We start from the raw sequence: 18,864 nt of genomic DNA on the forward strand, positions 1-18,864 counted from the left end.
ATCATGTTTTAATCATTGTATTGGTAATGAAGTTGTTGCGACCTTTTGTCACCCAAGAGAAGTTACTTCTTTTTCTGAGAAGAACACCCTCTAACTGATGATTCTGCAAAAAAAGTTTTATTTTCATTGGATTTTCAATCAGGAAACTTCACCTACCTTTCATGAACCATTCTTATAATGAAATACAAACTTCATTAAAATTAACACTAATTGTAACACTTGAAAACTATCTTTTCTACTTTAAATGAATAAAGTAGGGTATTTAAATTTTAAAAAATGAAATATGATTTAAAAAAAGTGTAGCTAGTTAAATACAACTGTTTTATTTTCATGAACTAAAATTCGATCTTCTACATGCCAAGATACAGCTCTTGCTAAAACAATTCTTTCAATATGTCTACCAATTCGTTTCAGCTCATGCACGGAATCCCTATGACTTACTCTTTGTACATCTTGCTCAATAATTGGACCTCCGTCAAGCTCTTCTGTCACATAATGAGCAGTAGCACCTATGATCTTTACTCCTCTATTAAAAGCCTGTGTATAAGGCTTTCCTCCTACGAAAGCTGGCAAAAAGGAGTGATGTATGTTAATCATTCTATTTTTAAAAAATTGAAGGAACTTTGGTGAAATGATTTGCATATATCTCGCTAAAATAATCGTATCTACTTTTCCTGCTGTTACTTCAAGGTGTTTCGCTTCAGCTTCAGCTTTCTTATCAGCTGTCACAGGAATATGATAATATGGAATTCCAAAAGATTCTACCAATTCCCTCATGTCAGAGTGGTTACTTACCACCATCTCAATATCCGCATATAAATCTCCTGCTTGCCATTGCCATAACAATTCAAGTAAACAATGGTCTTCTTTTGAAACGAAAATAGCTAACTTTTGTTTCTTGTGTGCCAAACTTATTCTCCAATTCATTTGAAATTCATCTGCAACATTAGCAAAATCTTTTTCTAACGACTCAAGTTTAGACTCTAAATTAGGCAAATCAAATTCAATTCGAATAAAAAACATACCGCCTTCAGGATCCATCGTGTATTGATCAGATTGAACGATATTTGCTTCATGTTGATGTAAAAACTTGGAGACGGTTGCTACAATACCAGGTTGATCTGGACATGAGATTAACATTCGAGCTCGATGTTCACTTGTTTTATCTGACCATTTATTCAAATTAGGTGTCAGTGGTTTCATGTTTTAAGATAACGCTCCTTCTTTAGCAAAACTAACTGTTAAACGTTGATTGATCTGCTCTTCAGATAAATCTGAAAGCAATTCTGCTTCCATCACTTGATCATACAACCTTTCCATCGGCTCACGAGGGTCTTGTTTTCTTAATTTTGCATCACTTTTTAACGTTTCCCATGTATTTAGTATAAATTCCCTTTGATCAATTAAATTTTTATTAAAAAAATGATTTAATTTTTCAACGTCTTCAATAAATTCAGAACCAAATCGTTGTTCTATATTTCCTCTAAGCAAAGCAATCTCTGCTTCGTACATCGGTCTTTGAGATTTTTTATCTTTACCGATCCATGGTGTTTCTAAAATCATAGGAAGATGTTTTAACTTTTCATGATGAACGATGTTGTTCATAGCATTAAATCCAATAAACCCAGAACCTACCGGGGCATGACGATCTTTCCCTGCTCCGCGGGGGTTTTTACTATCGTTTAAATGAAGGACTGCGATGCGATCTAATCCAACGATCTTATCAAATTGATCTAAGACACCATCAAGATCATTTACAAGGTCATAACCTGCATCATGAACGTGACATGTGTCAAAGCAAACGGTTAACCGCTCATTACTTTGTACTTTATCTATAATGGAGGCAAGTTCTTCAAAACTTCTTCCGATTTCAGTTCCTTTGCCTGCCATCGTTTCTAGTGCGATATTTACATTTGTTCCTTTTGTTCCTTCTAGAACTTCATTCAACCCTTCGGCAATACGTGCAATTCCATATTCAGCATCTTTATCGGTATATGCGCCAGGATGAAGTACGATATTTTTTACACCTAAATAATCTGTTCTATTCATTTCTTGCTGTAGAAAGTCAACAGCTAATTGAAACGTATTGGATTTATATGAACCTAAATTAATAATATAAGGGGCATGTACAACAATTTCATGTATATCGTTTTTCTCCATCACTTGCTTGCCTTCTTCAATAAACTGCTCTTCAATCGGTTTTCTTCTTGTATTTTGAGGAGCTCCCGTATAGATCATAAAAGTGGATGAACCGTAAGTTTCAGCTTCCTCTGCTGCATTCAACAATCCTTTACTAGAAAATGAAACATGTGAGCCTATTTTTAACATATTTATCTTCTCCTAAATCTATTTTTTATAAAAATAATGTAAAAAAATCTGCTTTTTTTTTGCACTCTACTAAACATATCTTTATGATCATGTAAATCTATCAATAATTCAGTACATACTATATTATTGTACTCCTAATATCCCTTTGCCGCAATTGGTGCAATTCATCCAAATATTGAGGATTTAACAATTCAATAAATTCTTTTAGAGCAGGCGACATCCATTTTTTCTTGTGCACAACAAGTTGAACATAGACTTCGATACTAGGTTCATCTAAAGGAATCAAAGATAGAGATTCCTCCTCCAACTCTTTTTCTACTGTAATCTTAGGTAATATAGCGATTCCAAGTCCAGAAATGACACATCGTTTTATCACTTCAATCCCATTGAATTCCAATGATGAACCGCAACTTACACCTTCTCTTTTTAATGCTTGCTCCAACATTGTACGATATGTACAGCCTTTTTCTGTACATATCACCGTCTCTCCTTGCAAATCTTTCACAGTTACTCTTTTCCTTGTTGCTAATGGATGGTTTTTAAATCCAACTAGAACCATTTCTTCTTTTCTTATAATTAATTTATTCAGGTCCTCATGATGTAGGGTTTGATCCATTACCAGTGCGATGTCATAGGTTCCATCTAAAACTTTTAGATACATATCGGAGCAAATATTAGATTCAATTGATAATTTAATTTGAGGGTGTTTGATATTAAATTGTTGGAAATATTTAACTAATTCAAATGTAGCAAATGATTCTACTGTTCCAATGGATAATGATCCATTTAATTCCATTTTAGAAGTTAGACGTTCTTTGGCTTCATCTTCCAATGAGACTAATTTTAAAGCATATTGATACAAATGCTCTCCTGATTGTGTGAGTTGCATCTTTCGTCCCATTCTTTCAAAAATTTTAACCCCATAGTCACCTTCCATCTTTTTAATTTGTGTAGTCACACTAGACTGTGCATATCCTAACTGTTCCGCTGCTTTCGTATAATTTTTCCATTTTACAACTTCTATAAAAGTACGATAAACATCTGTATCCACTTTTAATCATCACCTTTTCCGATAGTAACTATCAATAATTATAGCTAACGTTGATAGTTGTGTCTATGGTATTGTATATTTCACAAAGTGATTTTTAGGCAAATAAAAATATAGGGTCATAAGCTCAAATTAAATACATCAATTTTATTTGATTAATACTTGTGCATTTTAGGAGAGATGACATTGATTAACAGAAAACTAAATGCTGTACAATTAAGCGGTCTAATTATTGGCCCGATCTTAGGTTCAGGTATTATCCTACTCCCTCCGATTATTTATGATGTTGCAGGAGATTATGCCATATTCTCATGGATTATCATTATGTTGATCAACTTTTTTTTTGCTTTTTTATTTGGTCAATTGAGCATTAAATTCCCCGGTGAAGCTGGAGTGACGCAAGCCGTTGAGGTTGTGTTTGGTAAATATATAAAGTACTTAACCTCCTTCTTTCTAATAGGAGCTGTATGTTTTGGTCCTATCGCTGTACTAATGACTGCTGCTCAATTTCTTCAGATTGACGGATTTTCAACAAAGTGGATGGCTGTTCTATTAATGGGTATTACGATTCTAATTTTGCTACTAAATGTTTCTTTTATCGGTAAAATTGCTTTTGTTTTGTCTTCAGTATCAGCAATATTGTTGTTTTCAGGAGGGTTGACCTCTTTAATCCAATATCCAAAAACAGATCTATTTACTACAAGCTTTGATTTTTCAACATTTGGATATAGTTTGTTATTGTTGTTTTGGACGATCGTAGGCTGGGAAGTAATTGGAAATTACAGTAATGAAGTTAAAGATGTACGCAAAACGATTCCAAAAGCGATTGGTTTCAGTGCTCTGATCATTACAATTGTTTGTTTATTAGTAGCTGCCTCTATCCAATGGTCAACGATACCCACTGTTTCTGATGGATCACAAATCAACGTTGCAAGTATTTTAACTCCTATATTTGGTGGATGGACTGGATGGATCATGGGTATTATTGCACCTGGTTTATGTTTATCTTCGATTATTCTATTTATTGGGGGTACGGCTAGATTAATTCGCAGGTTGGCAGAAGAAGGTGTTCTACCTAAAAAGTTAAGTTATCGTACAAAAACCAATATACCACTGGGAGGAATTATTGCACTCAGCTGCTTCCATGTGTTTGTCTTTGTCCTTATCTTTTTCAATTGGATCAATGCAACCCAAATTGTTGCGATTGCAGATGGATTTTTTATTAGCAATGTATTTGTTACGATGTTAGCTGCCATAAAATTGTTTAAACAAAAGATTGTCAAAATGTTAATTGGCATGATGTTACTCGTATTGTTTATGTTTTTATCCTTTTCATCACCTTTTATCTTAGTTTCTATAGCCATATTAACGATATTTTTTGTTTATAAACAAATTAAATTTAATGCTAAACAATCATGTAAGGATGGTGAAAAAAACCTTTTAATGGTGAAATAGCTCTTTGATGATGGTGTAGCATATACCTTCACTTAAACATAATAGAAAGTAGGAAACGAAAATGCCCCGCATACTTTATATTGTACTTATATTACTCAGCCTCATTTGGGGCGGATCTTTTTATTTTATTAAAATATTAATTGAAGACTTCGGTCCTTGGACCATTGTTTTTCTTAGATCATTCCTAGGACTAGTAACTATTATGATCATCATGCTTGTCTTACGGAAACCTTTCGAAATTCGAAAAATGCCCTGGTTTCCTTTAACGGTCATGGCATTAATCAATACGGTTATCCCTTGGGCTCTCATTGCGTTTAGTGAAACTAGATTATCTAGCAACATGGCCTCAGTATTAAACGCAACAACCCCACTGTGGACGATCATTGTAGGTATTTTATTTTTCCATGCAACCATCAATCGCATGCAATGGCTAGGAATTGGAATGGGTTTAATTGGGCTCATTATCTTGCTTGAAATCAATCCCGTTCATATTATTTCAGTGGATTTGATTGGATTTGTATGTATGATTGCGGCTACCGTTTGTTATGGATTTGGATCTCAGTTATCTAAACGTTTATTAAAGGGATTATCCATGTATCAAATTACCTTCTGTACTTTATTTATTGGATCACTTAGCAGCGGAAGTATTGCCCTACTTTTTGAATCCATATCAATAACCCACTTAGCTTCCTGGACAAATATCTCAGTGCTTATTGGTTTGGGTGTATTTGGATCAGGTATAGCATATATCCTCTTTTATTATTTAGTTCAAAAAGGCAGTGCTGAATTTGCTACGATGGTAACTTATCTTATACCAGCTACAGCCATCATTTGGGGATACACTCTTCTTAATGAAGAGGTAAGTTGGAATCTACTTATAGGACTTGTTTTGGTGCTTTGTGGTGTATTTATTTCAACTAAAAAACAATCTAATAAGGTAGTTGATGTTCAGATGATGAGACAACAAGAGTTAAGGTAAACATCATTGATTTGGAACGGTAGTAACTAGCCAGTTTCACCCGTAGATTTAATTCGATCAGTCTGAACCAAAGTAACAGCCATTCCTCCAAACGTAAGGAATAAACCAATAACTTGCAATATACTTGGTTGAAAAGCTATTATCATTGTATCTAGTAAGATAGCCACAATAGGATCTAAAAAGACTAGTGCGGAAATCAGTCTTGTTGGAAGGAATCGTACACTTCTAAAAAATAAAAAATATACCACACCTGTATGTATGACACCAATCATTGTAATCGCAATCCAATGATTTACCTGAAGTCCAGAAAAAGCACTAAGACTAACTAAAGGAAATAACAAGATAGCACCAAGTGATGTTTGAATCACGGTCACAGCATACGGAGATAATTGACTAATACCTTTACTGAGAAGTGTTAATAGTGCGTATAAAATCGCTGCTAAAAAAGGCAAGATAAGTCCTGATGAGAGTAATTGTTGAAACGGAGTATCCGTCCCTAAACCAGATATTAACATTGTACCAATAAAACATATCAAAATAGAGGTGATTGCTAACCATGTTAATTTTTCTCTGTATAGAAAGCTTCCCAACAATAAAACAATGACGGGTGCTAGATAGTAGATGGAGATGGCAACAGTAATCGGCATCATTTCAAATGCCTTAAATAGGAATACCCAATTAGATACAAGTATTACTCCACATAATAAAATACGTTTCACTTCACGTTGATTCCAATTTTCATTTTTGAATTTCCCCGAAAGCAACCAAAAAGCACCTAAAAATAAAGAAGCACAAACACAACGTACAAACACTAACTCAAAAGCTTGAAGTCCTGTCTGTGCCGCTACAAATCCAATTGAACCAAATATAGCCATCGCTAAACCCATACTGATTGCAGCAAATGATCTTTTAGGGTGTTGTATACTATTACTCAACTATAACACCTACCTTAGTGTTTAAAAATCCAGTTTTTATGTAGATGGTTTCCTTCATATTTAAAGCCACTAATTCACGCTATTTCATTCTTTTCATCATTGATAGTAGGAGGAATAGATTATATTCTATGTAAGCATCATTTCATCTTAATATTGTATTACACTATACTTCTATTGAGCAATGATTGATATAAAAAACTTAAAAAATAGAAGATGAAGCGATTCCCTCAGTCGCTCCATCTTCTTCTATTGGAGATACATCCCCTCAAAATAATAGATATTTGCTACCTTGCTTCATTTTTTGGGGATGATTCTGGTTTGCATTATATTACGCTACAAAGGTTGTTCGGAATATGCCTCGTAGCTTTATCGTCACTTTTGTGGGTATCAGTTACCCTTACTTTTCCTCTGTCTACTATAAATATCCATCCACACCGCTAGGATTAAAATTCCGCCTTTAACGATATATTGCCAGAACGTTTCAACACTCATTAGACTCATACCATTGTCTAAACTGGCCATCACTAATGCACCGATAATAGCTCCTGAGATGGTACCTGCTCCACCTAATAAACTCGTTCCACCAATTACGGCAGCAGCGATCGCATCCAATTCATACATATTACCAGCATTCACCGTTGCAGATCCAACCCTAGCTGTTAATAAAATACCTGCAATAGCAGCTAGCGTATTTCCTAATACGAATAACATCAATGTTCTTCTTTTAATATTAATCCCTGATAATCGAGCTGCTTCAGAATTTCCACCAATCGCATAAATTTGTCTTCCATACACTGTATTTTTAGCAATAAACGTAAAGATAATCGCTAAGAAAATAACAACGAAAATCGGAATGGGTATGCCTTTGTAACTATTCATAGCTAATACAAAAGTAAGGACTAATATAGATACTAAAACAATTTTGAATAAGCTGAGCACCATGGGTTCGATATCAAATCCAAACTTTTTACGAGAAACTCTTTTCATAACTAAAAGTAAAGCAAACACACCTATGGCCAAAATCCCAATTAATAATCCCCATCCTGCAGGAACATAACCTGTACCCACAATTTTAAATCCATCTGATAAACCTGAGATCGTCTGACTATTACTAATTCCCAATAAAAGTCCTCTAAATATGAGCATGCCACCCAGCGTTACGATAAAAGCGGGTACAGCACGATAAGCAACCCACCAACCTTGCCATAATCCAACTAATGCACCAAAAGCGATGGTTACAATAAACACAACAACGGCATTCCAGTCATATGTTGAGTTTAAAATAGCTGCAACTCCACCAGTTAAACCTACTAATGAACCCACAGACAAATCAATATGTCCTGCGACAATGATTAATACCATACCAACCGCTAATACAGATGTAACTGACATTTGATTAAACAAATTAGATAAATTTCTTGGTTCTATGAAACTACCACCACTAAGAAATGTGAACAGTAACCAAATCAAAACCAAAGCCGCAATCATCGTATAGGCTCTAAGGTCAAATTTGATCCATTGAATTTTTTGTTTATTTTGTAATGCCTCAGTTTGCGTATTCATTTTACATTCCTCCCGTTGCTGCTACCATAATTTTCTCTTGCGTTGCATCTTTATAATCGAACTCACCCGTTAGTTTTCCTTCATTTAATACTAAAACACGGTGGCTTATTCCCAATACTTCTGGCAGTTCAGATGAGATCATAATGATAGCGACACCCTTTTTGATCAGTTCATTCATTATGTTATAGATTTCAAACTTAGCACCAACATCAATACCACGAGTAGGTTCATCCACAATTAATATCTTTGGTTCAGTCATTAACCATTTCCCAAGCACAACCTTCTGCTGGTTTCCACCACTTAAATTGCCAACAATACTTTCTACAGATGGAGCTTTAATTCTTAAAGAGTGATGATACAGTTTTGAATGTTTGATCTCTTCGTTTTCACTAATCACACCATACGGTGAAATCCATTTTAAACTAGGCAATGTGATGTTGTTTTGTATACTCATCCCTAACACCAGTCCATATTTCTTTCGATCCTCTGAAACTAGCGCAAGTCCCTTTTTAATGGCATGTTCGGTATTTTTAATCTTGACTTTCTCACCATCAATTTCAACATCACCACTTGTTAAACCAGCATAAGTGCCGAATAAACTCATCACAAGCTCCGTACGCCCAGCACCCATCAGACCAGAGATTCCCAGTATTTCACCCTTGCGCACTTCAAAGGACACGTTATCAATCAGGTTTTTACCTGCTTGATTTGGATCTTTCACTGAATAATTTTTAACAGATAAAACAACATCCCCTGGACTTGCTTCGACTCGTGGGAATCTTTCTGTTAATTCACGTCCAACCATTAATGAAATCACTTTATCTTCATCAATTTCAGCTGTATCATGTGTTGCTACGGTTTGCCCATCACGTAAAATCGTAATGGAATCTGCTATATCGAAGACCTCGTTTAACTTATGAGAGATGTATATACAAGTTACACCCCGTTTTTTAAACTCTCTTAATATGTTTAATAGAATCTCCACTTCTTTTTCTGTGAGTGCAGCTGTAGGCTCGTCTAGTATTAATATTTTTGCATTTTTAGATAAGGCTTTTGCAATTTCAATTAATTGCTGTTGTCCAATCCCTAATTCACCAGTAATTTGATCTGGTTTAATTCCTGCTAATCCTACTTCAGCTAACCACTTTTCCGTTTCACTATATACATAATCCCATTGAATGACGCCAAGTTTTTGTGGTTCATTTCCTAAAAACAAGTTTTCTGCAACCGTCATACCTCTAACCAATGCTAATTCCTGATAAATAATAGCAATACCAGCTTCTTCTGCATCTCTAATATTCGTAAATGCTTTTTTATCATCATCTACAAGGATTTCACCTTCATAAGTACCCTCAGGATATAATCCACTTAATACTTTCATTAAGGTTGATTTACCTGCACCGTTCTCACCACACAATGCGTGGACTTCCCCTTTATTCACTTTAAAGGTCACTTGGTCCAAAGCTTTTACACCAGGAAATTCTTTGGTGATTTGTTTCATTTCTAAGGCAATTGTCATTTTTGTTCTCCTCCCTGCTATAGTACATGTTCAAAAAGTTCTGTTTTCAGCACCTACAAGATTGCACTATTGGACTTTTTGAACAAACTCTATGAGTAAAAAGCTTGTATTGGAATAATCAAGTAGATCTTTATTAAAATCATGCCTTTTTTTGAGGATAGAATCTGGATTTTCCTATCCTCTAAAAAAGGGGGGGAAATAAAGGATTAATATCCTTCATCTTCCCCGCTAAATTAATATTGATTATTCCCCGTATACATCCTCTTTAGAGTGGAATCCGTCAGCAATAACAGTTTCATCAATGTTATCTTTGCTAACTGGAATTGGGTCTAAAAGAATAGATGGCACGTCTTTAAATTCATTGTTTACAACTTTATCCGTTTCCGGAGTTTTTCCATTTGCTAAGTCAATTGCTAATTGAGCAGAATGGTATGCTAAATCTTTGATTGGTTTATAGACGGTCATTGTTTGTGTACCTTCTACAATTCTTTGAATACCTGCAAGCTCCGCATCTTGACCAGATACAGGGATTTGTCCTGCTAATCCTTGTTGTTCAAGTGCTTGAATTACACCACCCGCTGTTCCATCGTTAGCAGCAACAACTGCATCGATGTTGTTTTCGTTTTTAGTTAAAGCATTTTCCATATTTGCTAATGCATTTGCAGGGTCCCAACCTTCAGTGAATTGCTCATAAACGATGTTAATATCACCTTTGTCAACTAGTGGTTGAAGAATGTTCATTTGACCTTTTTTAAATAAGTGTGCATTGTTATCTGTGTCTGCACCTTCGATTAATACATAGTTACCCGTTGGTTGAGCATCAACGATAGCTTGAGCTTGCATTTCACCTACACGCTCATTATCAAAAGAAACATATAAGTCTACATCAGCTTCTTTAATTAAACGGTCATAAGATAAAACTTTAATTCCAGCTTCATGTGCTTTTTCAACAATTGCCGCTGCTGCTTTAGCTGAATGAGGAACTACGACTAAAACGTCTACCCCTTGGCTAATTAAGTTTTCAGCTTGAGAAATTTGCTTTGCATCGTCACTGTTTGCTGATTGAACCAATACTTCTGCACCTAACTCCTCTGCTTTTTCTACAAAGAAGTCACGGTCTCTTTGCCAACGCTCTTCTTGCAATGTATCCATAGAGAAACCGATTACAATTTGATCATCACTTACTTCTTTATCGCCTTCATTACTTCCAGTATCTGTTCCTTCATCACTATTACCACACGCAGCTATTGAAAAGACAAAAACTAACGCTAGTAATAAAACCCCAAACTTTTTAAATTTTGTGTTCATTTGTACCTCTCCTTTAATATAAATGTTTACAATTCTAAGACTACCAAGAAATAGTTTCTTTGTGAGATATAATCGTCTGTACTTTATTGGTATATACAGCACTTTTTTATGTTCACCTATAAAAGTGAAGTTCATACTAAATGAAAAAACACCTAAACGGAGAGTTTTATTAAACTAACCACACTAGGTGTTTATGCAAAAAAAATGTCAATACTTGTTACAAACTTTAAGAAACTATTAAAATTTTTTTCTATATTCTGTTGGAGAAACACCATACTTTTTCTTAAATACCCTACTAAAATAATTTGGATCTTTATATCCAATTTCATATGTAATTTCTTTCAAACTTCTTTGGGGATCTTTCATCAACTCTCTAGCACGTTCAAGTCTACATTGTGTAAGAAAATCAATATAGTTTGTTCCTAATTGATCTTTAAAAAGTTTGCTAACATAATATGGACTGAGTCCAACAAATTCTGCTAGCATTTCTAAAGATATTTCACGATTTGCATTTTCGTAAACATAGTTTTTCATACGTGATAATAAATCAGGTGCAACACGAACACTCATCTTTTCAAGTGGTTCGGTCATTTTTTTCAAAATCACACTTGTTTCTGTTTTTAATTGTTGTATACTTTCTATTTTTGTTAAATAAATGGGGCTTTCCACTTCAAAACCCATTTCATTCATACTTCGGCTCATTAACCATAATACTTGCAATACTCTTTGTTGAATTTCAATTTGAGGCTTTTTGTTGGATGCATAATTCATAATGAGCTGATTTATTAATTGAGGTAAATGATGAATATTTCCTTTCCTTGTTTCTTCCAACATTCGTTTTTCCAGATCTAAATCTAACGTTTTTGGCGTTGCATTTGAATTTTTCAGATCCTCGTAAAAAAAATGTTTGGAAGGTAAATCCAGATCAGCAGATGCTAATAAAGCCTCATGATAAGAGTTTTGAATGTGTTCTATTTGTCCACATGGTTTGCCAACCCCAATGAAAAAATGAATACCTTGAAAACGATTTGAAAAATTTATCAATTTCCTTATTAAACTGGAAGCATGAGAACGATACGTTTTTTCTGGATCTGGGATCACAATGATAGGAATATGTTTGCCCGACATTGTACCTACAAACCCCTGCTCCTCTTGATGATAGAAACTTTTAACTTCACGATATAATTCCAATAAAGCAATCGATTCCATCTTCTCAAAATTTTTGCTTTGAACCACTAGCAAAAGCACGTAAGCATTTTGAATTTCAACCATGCCTAATAGTTCTATCATTTCATCAAGTTGCATGACATTCATATGTTCAAATAATAGTTGTGTCACTAAATCTGCTTCTACAATGGGCAAGGCTTTTTCAAGTCGTTCCTCACTTCGCGATTGAGCCTCTTTCTCTTTTTTTTCAATGTCCATTTCATCCAATACTTTTTGAACAGCATGAACGATATCTACAGGTTTGCTAGGTTTAAGAATATAGTCCTTGACTTGCAGTTTCAAAGCAGTTCTTGCGTACTCAAAAGTATCGTATGCAGATACCATAATAAATCTGACAAAAGGGGCAAATTGTTTAATTTTTTGTACGGCAGCTAAACCATCCACTTCTGGCATCCGTATATCCATGAATATAAGATCAGGTTCAAATTGTTTAGCCATTTCAATTGCTTCTTTCCCGTTGCTTGCTTGTCCAACGATTTGAATATCAGCAATATGCTTTTCAAGAATTTTCTGCAAAGCCATTCTTTCAATGGCTTCATCATCAACGATGAGAATTTTATTCATTTATATTCTTACTCCTTTTTGGAAGCTGTAATGTTATTTTCGTCCCTTTTTCTGGAACACTTGATATCTGTATTACATCATGAATACCGAAGTGTAATCTCAACCTTGTAATTACATTACTTGTTCCGATACCCGTAGAATGTCCTTCATAATGATTTGAAGCTTCTCCTTTTAAAATAGCGTTTACTTTTTCCTGTGACATTCCCTTTCCTTTATCTTCTATGCAAATCAAAACATGCTCTGGTTGATCCTTAATTTTAATATGTATTTCTCCACCTTCTTCAGATGGCTCAATGGCATGAATGAATGCATTTTCAACAAAGGGTTGAATCGTTAAAGAAGGAATCTCAAAGGAAAAACATTTTCCGTCAATGTCAATATCATACTGGACACGATCAAAAAACCTCACTTTTTGAATCGCTAAATACTCCTGTACTCCTTTCATTTCTTCAAGAATTGTAACCGTCTTGCCCATCTGCCTTAAGTTATAACGCAATAAATTGGATACAGAAGTAATCAGATCACTCGTTTCATAAGCTTCCTCTAAATAAGCTTTTTTAGAGATTGTGTTTAAAGTATTAAACAAAAAATGTGGGTTGATTTGACTTTGCAAACTTTTAAGTTCACTTTCCTTTAACAGTAATTTATGTTTATTGAGATCACGCTCAATTTTAACCTTTTCCTTCATTTCCCCTATTAATTTTTTAATATCAATGCGCATACGTTCAAACACGTTTGCCAAAAAACCAATCTCATCATTGCTTTTAATGTTGATTTGTCGATCAAACTTCCCCCTAGATATCTCTTTTACTGCCAGAGTTAATTTAAGTATAGGCCTTGTGATACTTCCCGCGAATAGATAGGAAAATAACAATAACAAGAAGGAAGCCATCAACAAAATCCAAAAACCCATTTTTTCGAGATTCGTACTTTGTTGAATAATAGAACGATAAAATTGATGGTATGTTTTTAACTCACGATCTAAAATGGTTAATGTCATCTCTGCAATGTAATCTGATATTTTAGTTGCTTGATCCAGATGGGATGCAGCCTGCTCGTAACGGTCATTTTGAAAAGAAACCAAAGCTAATTCTGTTGATTCTACTTGGCTTTTAATCATATTTTCATAGTTAATTAAATTCATATAGTTATCGGAATTTCGTAATGAATTCAATTGAACAGATATCGTTTGTAATTCCAATTTTTGATTTTCATATGATGCAAGTTGTTCATCAGATATTTCTAATATGTACTCATGTAATGTAGCAATTAAGTTTTCACTTAGGTTTGAAACTTGATTCATTAACAAATATCTTTGTAATATTTGATTATACTGCTCGATCGTTTTTTGATTATGATAACTCATAAATAACCAAATACCTAACATCAACATCCATATAAATAAAGACAGTAATATGATTTTTCTCTGAATACTATTCATAGATCAGTCTCCGTGATGACTTTACTTGGAGTATAGTAATACTTTTCAAGAGGTATTTCTCTACCTTCTAACCATTTTAGCATCATCACCATACTTTTAACCCCAATCTCTTTTGGATGATGTTCAATTGTCGCTTGGATAACGCCATCTTTTAACAACTCTTTTATTTCTGAATTGTCATCAAAAGCATATATCTTATAATTTTCAATCCTAGATCTCGTTTTAATGGTTTTTACAATTTGACTCGCACCATTTGCATTTAAAGCTACGATATGTTTACAATTTGGATTCTCATTTAATAAAGAGATTGATTCTTGGAATGCAGATTTTAATGTATCATTAAATACATTGGGGTTTGCTATTTTAATTTCTTCATTTGTATTTAAGGTGTCCATCACACCTCTTTGTCTCATTTCTTGCAAATTGATGAAATCTTCTCCTGCCAAAAAACAAACATTTACTGGGGATTCAATTGTTTTTTGTATATACTCTGCAATTTTTACTCCTTCTTGGTAATGATCTACCCCAACATAAGACCTTCTTAGACTACTGGGTGCATCTGAAGCAATTGTAATAACAGGTATCCCTTTTATGGATGCTTGATTCACAACCTCGATAAAATCAGGATGATTGATACCTTGAACGAGAATACCGTCCACTTTAGACGCGATAGCAATTTCAATTTGTTTGATGATTTCACTTTGATTGGTTCTATATGTTCCCCATATATTCAAATCGGTATTATTATTTTCAGCGATAAATTTTGCACCATGAACTAGTTCATTCCAAGAAGCACTTCCTAACTGATCCGAGATTAAAACAATTCTATATTTATTATAATCGGTTTCATCAGGATCCAAGTATAAAATTGAATGATCACTATACATATTAATAATGTAGTATGCAGATATAATCATGGTTATGATGCTACCCATAGATAGAGCAACGATAATCATTTTTCTCATTTTACATTTACCTTTCAAAATAATACTGTCAATATGCTGTTTCACTTTATTGTAACACATCGTTTTAAAATTAAATGATGATTACTCACCAATTAGTATGGTTCTGAAAGTACAAAAAGACTTCACTCGAATTTTATATAAAAGTAAGATATAATTTATTATTAGGGATTTGTTCAATAAAGGAACTTCTAGAATAACTTCTATTAGTATGTGTCATTTTATGAGGTGAAATGATGTCAACAGGATTTTCATGGTTTATTTTTATTTGGGTTTTTATATTAATCGGTTTCATGTCCATTGGCGGATACTTCATGTTTAGAAAATTTTTGAAAGTACTCCCTCAAGCAGACGGTAAATCGAAATTAGATTGGCAAAATCATTATGTTGAAAAAAGCAGGCATTTATGGACAGATGAATCAAAAGAATTTTTAGATCAATTGGTCTCACCTGTTCCTACTCCATTTCGTGATATAGCCAAACACTCAATAGCCGCAAAAATTGGTCAAGTTGCACTAGAAAGCAATGCTTCAGAAGTGACCCGTGACCATTGTGTGCAAGGATATATATTAGCAACACCAAGTAGAGATTACAAAAGTTTAATTTCATTTTTAGAAAAAAATGAAATCGATTATTCGGCTTATAAACATTTGCTGAAAAAAGCATAAACAAACTATATTCATTTCTTTACTTCAACTTCTTCAGTTCAATCTGGAGAAGTTTTTTTATTTTTATAAAGCCTTCTGAGTTAGTTTTCTATATTTGTAATAAATAAATGAAAAGTGATCATAAGCATGGTATAGGATTTCAAAAACAAATATTGAAAGGAAGGATGATCATGGCAAAATCTAATCGTGGAAAACCTTTGTGGAAAATGCAATCAAGAGGCAGGGGAACTTGCCCTATATGTAACGCAACTCGTATTAAATTACTTTATGATATTGTGAACAATGAAGGTGAAAACTTGAAAGTTTGTAAAAGATGTCAAAAGCAAAAAATTTAAATTAATCCTTATTTAAAATGAAGATTTCCATCTGTTAGTAATATCTCAACTATGTTATTTATATCAAGCAGATGATAATTTCTAATCAAAATTGCCATAATAAACATAATCTATAAATTAACTAGTAATGATTGAGATTAAACTGATCATAGGAGATAATAAGAAATGGCAAAAACAAATCGAAGCAAAGAAAATGAATTTAAAATGAAAAAAGAGAATCCTAAACCGCATGGTAAGGTTGAAACCTTTGATGAGATCTGGGAGGAACAGGTAGAAGGAAAGTCTAAAAAGTAGTTTCCCAGAACATGATTAAATGGTATTAAAGGAGTATCAAATTTTTAATGCATCATGTAAGGAAGTGGAGTGAATTAGTCATTTTATTTTCCTATAAGGTGACTATCACTCTACTCCAAGTATTGTTTTTAAATAATCTCTAAACAAAGCGGACTGCTGCTTCATTTTCAAATCTTCTTTAGGTAAAATAGAATGATCAAAAGCTAACCCATCTATAAACGCAATGATGGATCTAGCAATGATATCACTATCAAACTTTGTGCAGAATTCACCTTTTTGTTGTCCCTGCTCGATTATAGCACTGTATAATTTTAAACCATTATAATAACGAGCTTTACCGAATTCTCTTCTACGTTTATCATTTCTTCCCGTAATAAAGAACTCTAGTTTTGAAGGTGCAAGGGAATTCATATCATCATTTGGTTGTCGTTCCTCTCCATATATTGTTTCTAACAACAAATCCCAATGAGAATGAACTTTTTCTCTCAAAACTTCCTCCAGTTCATTTAAATTCAATTGTAAATCCTCTTCAAGTATAGTTTCAAATACATCTTCCTTATTTAAAAAATACTGGTATAAACCACCTCTACTCACATTCGCTGCATCCATGATATGTTTCATCGTCGTATGTTCATAACCATGCTCTATGAAAACATCCTTTGCTGCATTCAAGATGTTAGCTCGTCGCTGCTCCTTGTGTTCCTTGCTTACTTTCGGAGACATCTATTTTCCCTCGCTCTATTTTACTTTTTAAAGTATATCCAATGATCGACATCAAGATTAACAGCGATCCTGTTATGATAAATGTTGGAATAACCCCTATTACTGTTGCAAGCCAACCACCTAATAATGGACCAATGATTGTTGCGGTCGTTGTCACACTATTAATGACTCCAAATACTCTCCCTGTCATATGTACAGGAGTATCGGTTTGTACTGCGGCTTGAAAAGGGATAAAAACAAGACCAGCGGCAAAACCCGCAACTAACCCTAATGTCGGTCCCCATAGTATAGATAAAGATAAATCTATACTTGTTAATACTGCCATCATACCAAAACCTACTCCTATTCCGCAAACTCCAATAAACATGAGTTGAAGAGGATTATAATCCGTTTTCTTAGCTAAAATTAATCCTGAAAAAAACATTCCAAGGCCTGCAGACGTGACGATATAACCAAACAGATCAGGAGAAACATTGGAAAGTTCCCTAATCAAAACAATAATCTGCGCATCTGACAACTGTAAAATTAGAAGGCTGATTCCTAAAACCATCATACCAACCATTAAAAAATAGTTTCCCTTAATAAACGTCAATCCTTCAATAAATTCTTCTTTAAATGAATCTTTTTTATGCTCTTCCAGATTCTTTTCTTCTTCTAAATCTTTATTACTTTTAGGAAGGACTAATAAGAGTAGAGCTGACACCATAAAAGTGGCTGAGTCAATAAAAAATACAAGTTTAGTACCAAATGCTGCAACCAAAAGACCACTCAATAATGGACCTAGTACCTTTGTGCCTGAATCAATCATGGAAGTGATAGACATTGCACTTTTCATATGAGTATCAGGTACAAGCTCTTTTAGCTTGCCATTTTTAGCTGGAACAAACACAGCCGATAACATCCCTATCAAGAACAAACAAACATAAACCGTCCAAATCGAATTAGCAAACGCTAATACAAGGATGAGTCCTGCTCTAACCCAATCTGATAAAACCATTAACGTTTTTCTATTAAATCGATCTGCGATTGTGCCTGCAAAAGGACCTAAAAGCGCCATAGGTACTGCCAAAGATAAAATAATAAATGAAATCTCCATAGGAGACGCTTCCCATTTCAATCCTACAAGTGTAATAATTGCCACAATACTTAACCAATCCCCAAGGCTTGAAATTAATTGAGCAGCCATTAATGTTATAAATCCCTTATTCTTTCCCAAATGTGTATTCAAAAGTACCCCTCCAAATTTAACGACACCAGTGTCTTTTTTATTACTTCATTATAACGACATTAATGTCGTTTATCAACACTTTTTTTATTCCATTTGAAATGTTATTTGTGATTCTTTCATATTAGGTGATCCCTTTCATTTCCAAAACAGACTCTAGACCGTATTCATCCTAGACTATAGTCTAGTCATAAATAATAAAAAGGAGCTGTTCCCTTTGTGAAAGTGTAAAACTTCACTAGTTGGAACTGCTCCTCTTTTTCATTTCTTATTTTTAATATTCTTCAATG

Annotated in this window: 17 protein-coding genes; 5 read left to right on the plus strand and 12 right to left on the minus strand. The window is 34.0% G+C overall.

The genetic code is table 11. The features are described from left to right. Positions 1 to 303: 303 nt before the first annotated feature. The 3 genes from purU to ERL59_RS09065 form a co-directional block, all read right to left on the minus strand. Entirely contained in the window at positions 304 to 1,203 is a 900-nt protein-coding gene (gene purU / locus ERL59_RS09055; protein ID WP_160645888.1) for a formyltetrahydrofolate deformylase, read from the minus strand. A 3-nt stretch (positions 1,204 to 1,206) separates the two neighbouring features. Continuing rightward, the gene (locus ERL59_RS09060; protein WP_160645889.1) at positions 1,207 to 2,328 is read right to left on the minus strand and encodes a deoxyribonuclease IV; all 1,122 of its coding nucleotides are present in this window, start codon (positions 2,326 to 2,328) and stop codon (positions 1,207 to 1,209) included. Positions 2,329 to 2,446: 118 nt separating this feature from the next. Further along, positions 2,447 to 3,379: a LysR family transcriptional regulator gene (locus ERL59_RS09065; protein ID WP_160645890.1), complete on the minus strand. Its 933-nt coding sequence runs from the start codon at positions 3,377 to 3,379 to the stop codon at positions 2,447 to 2,449. A gap of 183 nt (positions 3,380 to 3,562) precedes the next feature. Between ERL59_RS09065 and ERL59_RS09070 the strand changes: the two genes are divergently transcribed. Then, positions 3,563 to 4,831, plus strand: coding sequence for an APC family permease (locus ERL59_RS09070; RefSeq protein WP_160645891.1), 1,269 nt, complete (start codon positions 3,563 to 3,565; stop codon positions 4,829 to 4,831). Between the two features lie 61 nt (positions 4,832 to 4,892). Continuing rightward, positions 4,893 to 5,810 carry a DMT family transporter gene (locus ERL59_RS09075; RefSeq protein ID WP_160645892.1) on the plus strand — a complete coding sequence of 306 codons (918 nt, stop codon included), beginning with the start codon at positions 4,893 to 4,895 and terminating at the stop codon, positions 5,808 to 5,810. A gap of 26 nt (positions 5,811 to 5,836) precedes the next feature. Here ERL59_RS09075 and ERL59_RS09080 read toward each other — a convergent pair whose 3' ends face one another. The 7 genes from ERL59_RS09080 to ERL59_RS09110 all read right to left on the minus strand — a co-directional run bounded on the left by ERL59_RS09080 (position 5,837) and on the right by ERL59_RS09110 (position 15,332). Then, positions 5,837 to 6,697 carry a DMT family transporter gene (locus tag ERL59_RS09080; RefSeq protein WP_160645903.1) on the minus strand — a complete coding sequence of 287 codons (861 nt, stop codon included), beginning with the start codon at positions 6,695 to 6,697 and terminating at the stop codon, positions 5,837 to 5,839. A gap of 435 nt (positions 6,698 to 7,132) precedes the next feature. After that, positions 7,133 to 8,308 (minus strand): sugar ABC transporter permease, encoded by a 1,176-nt coding sequence (locus ERL59_RS09085; RefSeq protein WP_160645893.1) that lies wholly within the window; start codon positions 8,306 to 8,308, stop codon positions 7,133 to 7,135. A 1-nt stretch (position 8,309) separates the two neighbouring features. Then, entirely contained in the window at positions 8,310 to 9,827 is a 1,518-nt protein-coding gene (locus ERL59_RS09090; RefSeq protein WP_201763515.1) for a xylose ABC transporter ATP-binding protein, read from the minus strand. Positions 9,828 to 10,070: 243 nt separating this feature from the next. Next, positions 10,071 to 11,135, minus strand: a complete 1,065-nt coding sequence (xylF, locus tag ERL59_RS09095; RefSeq protein WP_160645894.1) for a D-xylose ABC transporter substrate-binding protein — start codon at positions 11,133 to 11,135, stop codon at positions 10,071 to 10,073. A 237-nt stretch (positions 11,136 to 11,372) separates the two neighbouring features. Next, a complete protein-coding gene (locus ERL59_RS09100) occupies positions 11,373 to 12,926 on the minus strand; it encodes a response regulator transcription factor (protein ID WP_160645895.1) in 1,554 nt (517 codons plus the stop codon). After that, positions 12,919 to 14,367, minus strand: coding sequence for a sensor histidine kinase (locus tag ERL59_RS09105; RefSeq protein ID WP_160645896.1), 1,449 nt, complete (start codon positions 14,365 to 14,367; stop codon positions 12,919 to 12,921). Before ERL59_RS09105 ends, ERL59_RS09100 begins: the two co-directional genes overlap by 8 nt. After that, positions 14,364 to 15,332 (minus strand): sugar ABC transporter substrate-binding protein, encoded by a 969-nt coding sequence (locus tag ERL59_RS09110; RefSeq protein ID WP_160645897.1) that lies wholly within the window; start codon positions 15,330 to 15,332, stop codon positions 14,364 to 14,366. The genes ERL59_RS09105 and ERL59_RS09110 overlap by 4 nt, the downstream gene beginning before the upstream one ends. A gap of 233 nt (positions 15,333 to 15,565) precedes the next feature. Here ERL59_RS09110 and ERL59_RS09115 point away from each other — a divergent pair, with 233 nt between their 5' ends. The 3 genes from ERL59_RS09115 (at position 15,566) to ERL59_RS21305 (ending at position 16,626) form a co-directional block, all read left to right on the plus strand. Then, positions 15,566 to 15,997: a DUF2621 domain-containing protein gene (locus ERL59_RS09115; protein WP_407925698.1), complete on the plus strand. Its 432-nt coding sequence runs from the start codon at positions 15,566 to 15,568 to the stop codon at positions 15,995 to 15,997. 170 nt (positions 15,998 to 16,167) lie between these two features. Continuing rightward, a complete protein-coding gene (locus ERL59_RS20750; protein WP_201763516.1) occupies positions 16,168 to 16,332 on the plus strand; it encodes a hypothetical protein in 165 nt (54 codons plus the stop codon). A gap of 165 nt (positions 16,333 to 16,497) precedes the next feature. Beyond that, on the plus strand, positions 16,498 to 16,626 hold the full coding sequence (locus ERL59_RS21305; RefSeq protein ID WP_268894507.1) for a hypothetical protein: 129 nt from the start codon (positions 16,498 to 16,500) through the stop codon (positions 16,624 to 16,626). Between the two features lie 105 nt (positions 16,627 to 16,731). Here the strand turns inward: ERL59_RS21305 and ERL59_RS09120 are convergent, their stop codons facing one another. Together ERL59_RS09120 and ERL59_RS09125 are read right to left on the minus strand one after the other, a co-directional pair. Next, on the minus strand, positions 16,732 to 17,349 hold the full coding sequence (locus ERL59_RS09120) for a TetR/AcrR family transcriptional regulator (RefSeq protein WP_160645899.1): 618 nt from the start codon (positions 17,347 to 17,349) through the stop codon (positions 16,732 to 16,734). After that, positions 17,303 to 18,577, minus strand: a complete 1,275-nt coding sequence (locus ERL59_RS09125) for an MFS transporter (protein WP_160645900.1) — start codon at positions 18,575 to 18,577, stop codon at positions 17,303 to 17,305. The genes ERL59_RS09120 and ERL59_RS09125 overlap by 47 nt, the downstream gene beginning before the upstream one ends. Positions 18,578 to 18,864: the final 287 nt, after the last annotated feature.

This window comes from Chengkuizengella marina (assembly GCF_009910845.1).
Classification (GTDB): Bacteria; Bacillota; Bacilli; order Paenibacillales; family KCTC-33759; genus Chengkuizengella; species Chengkuizengella marina.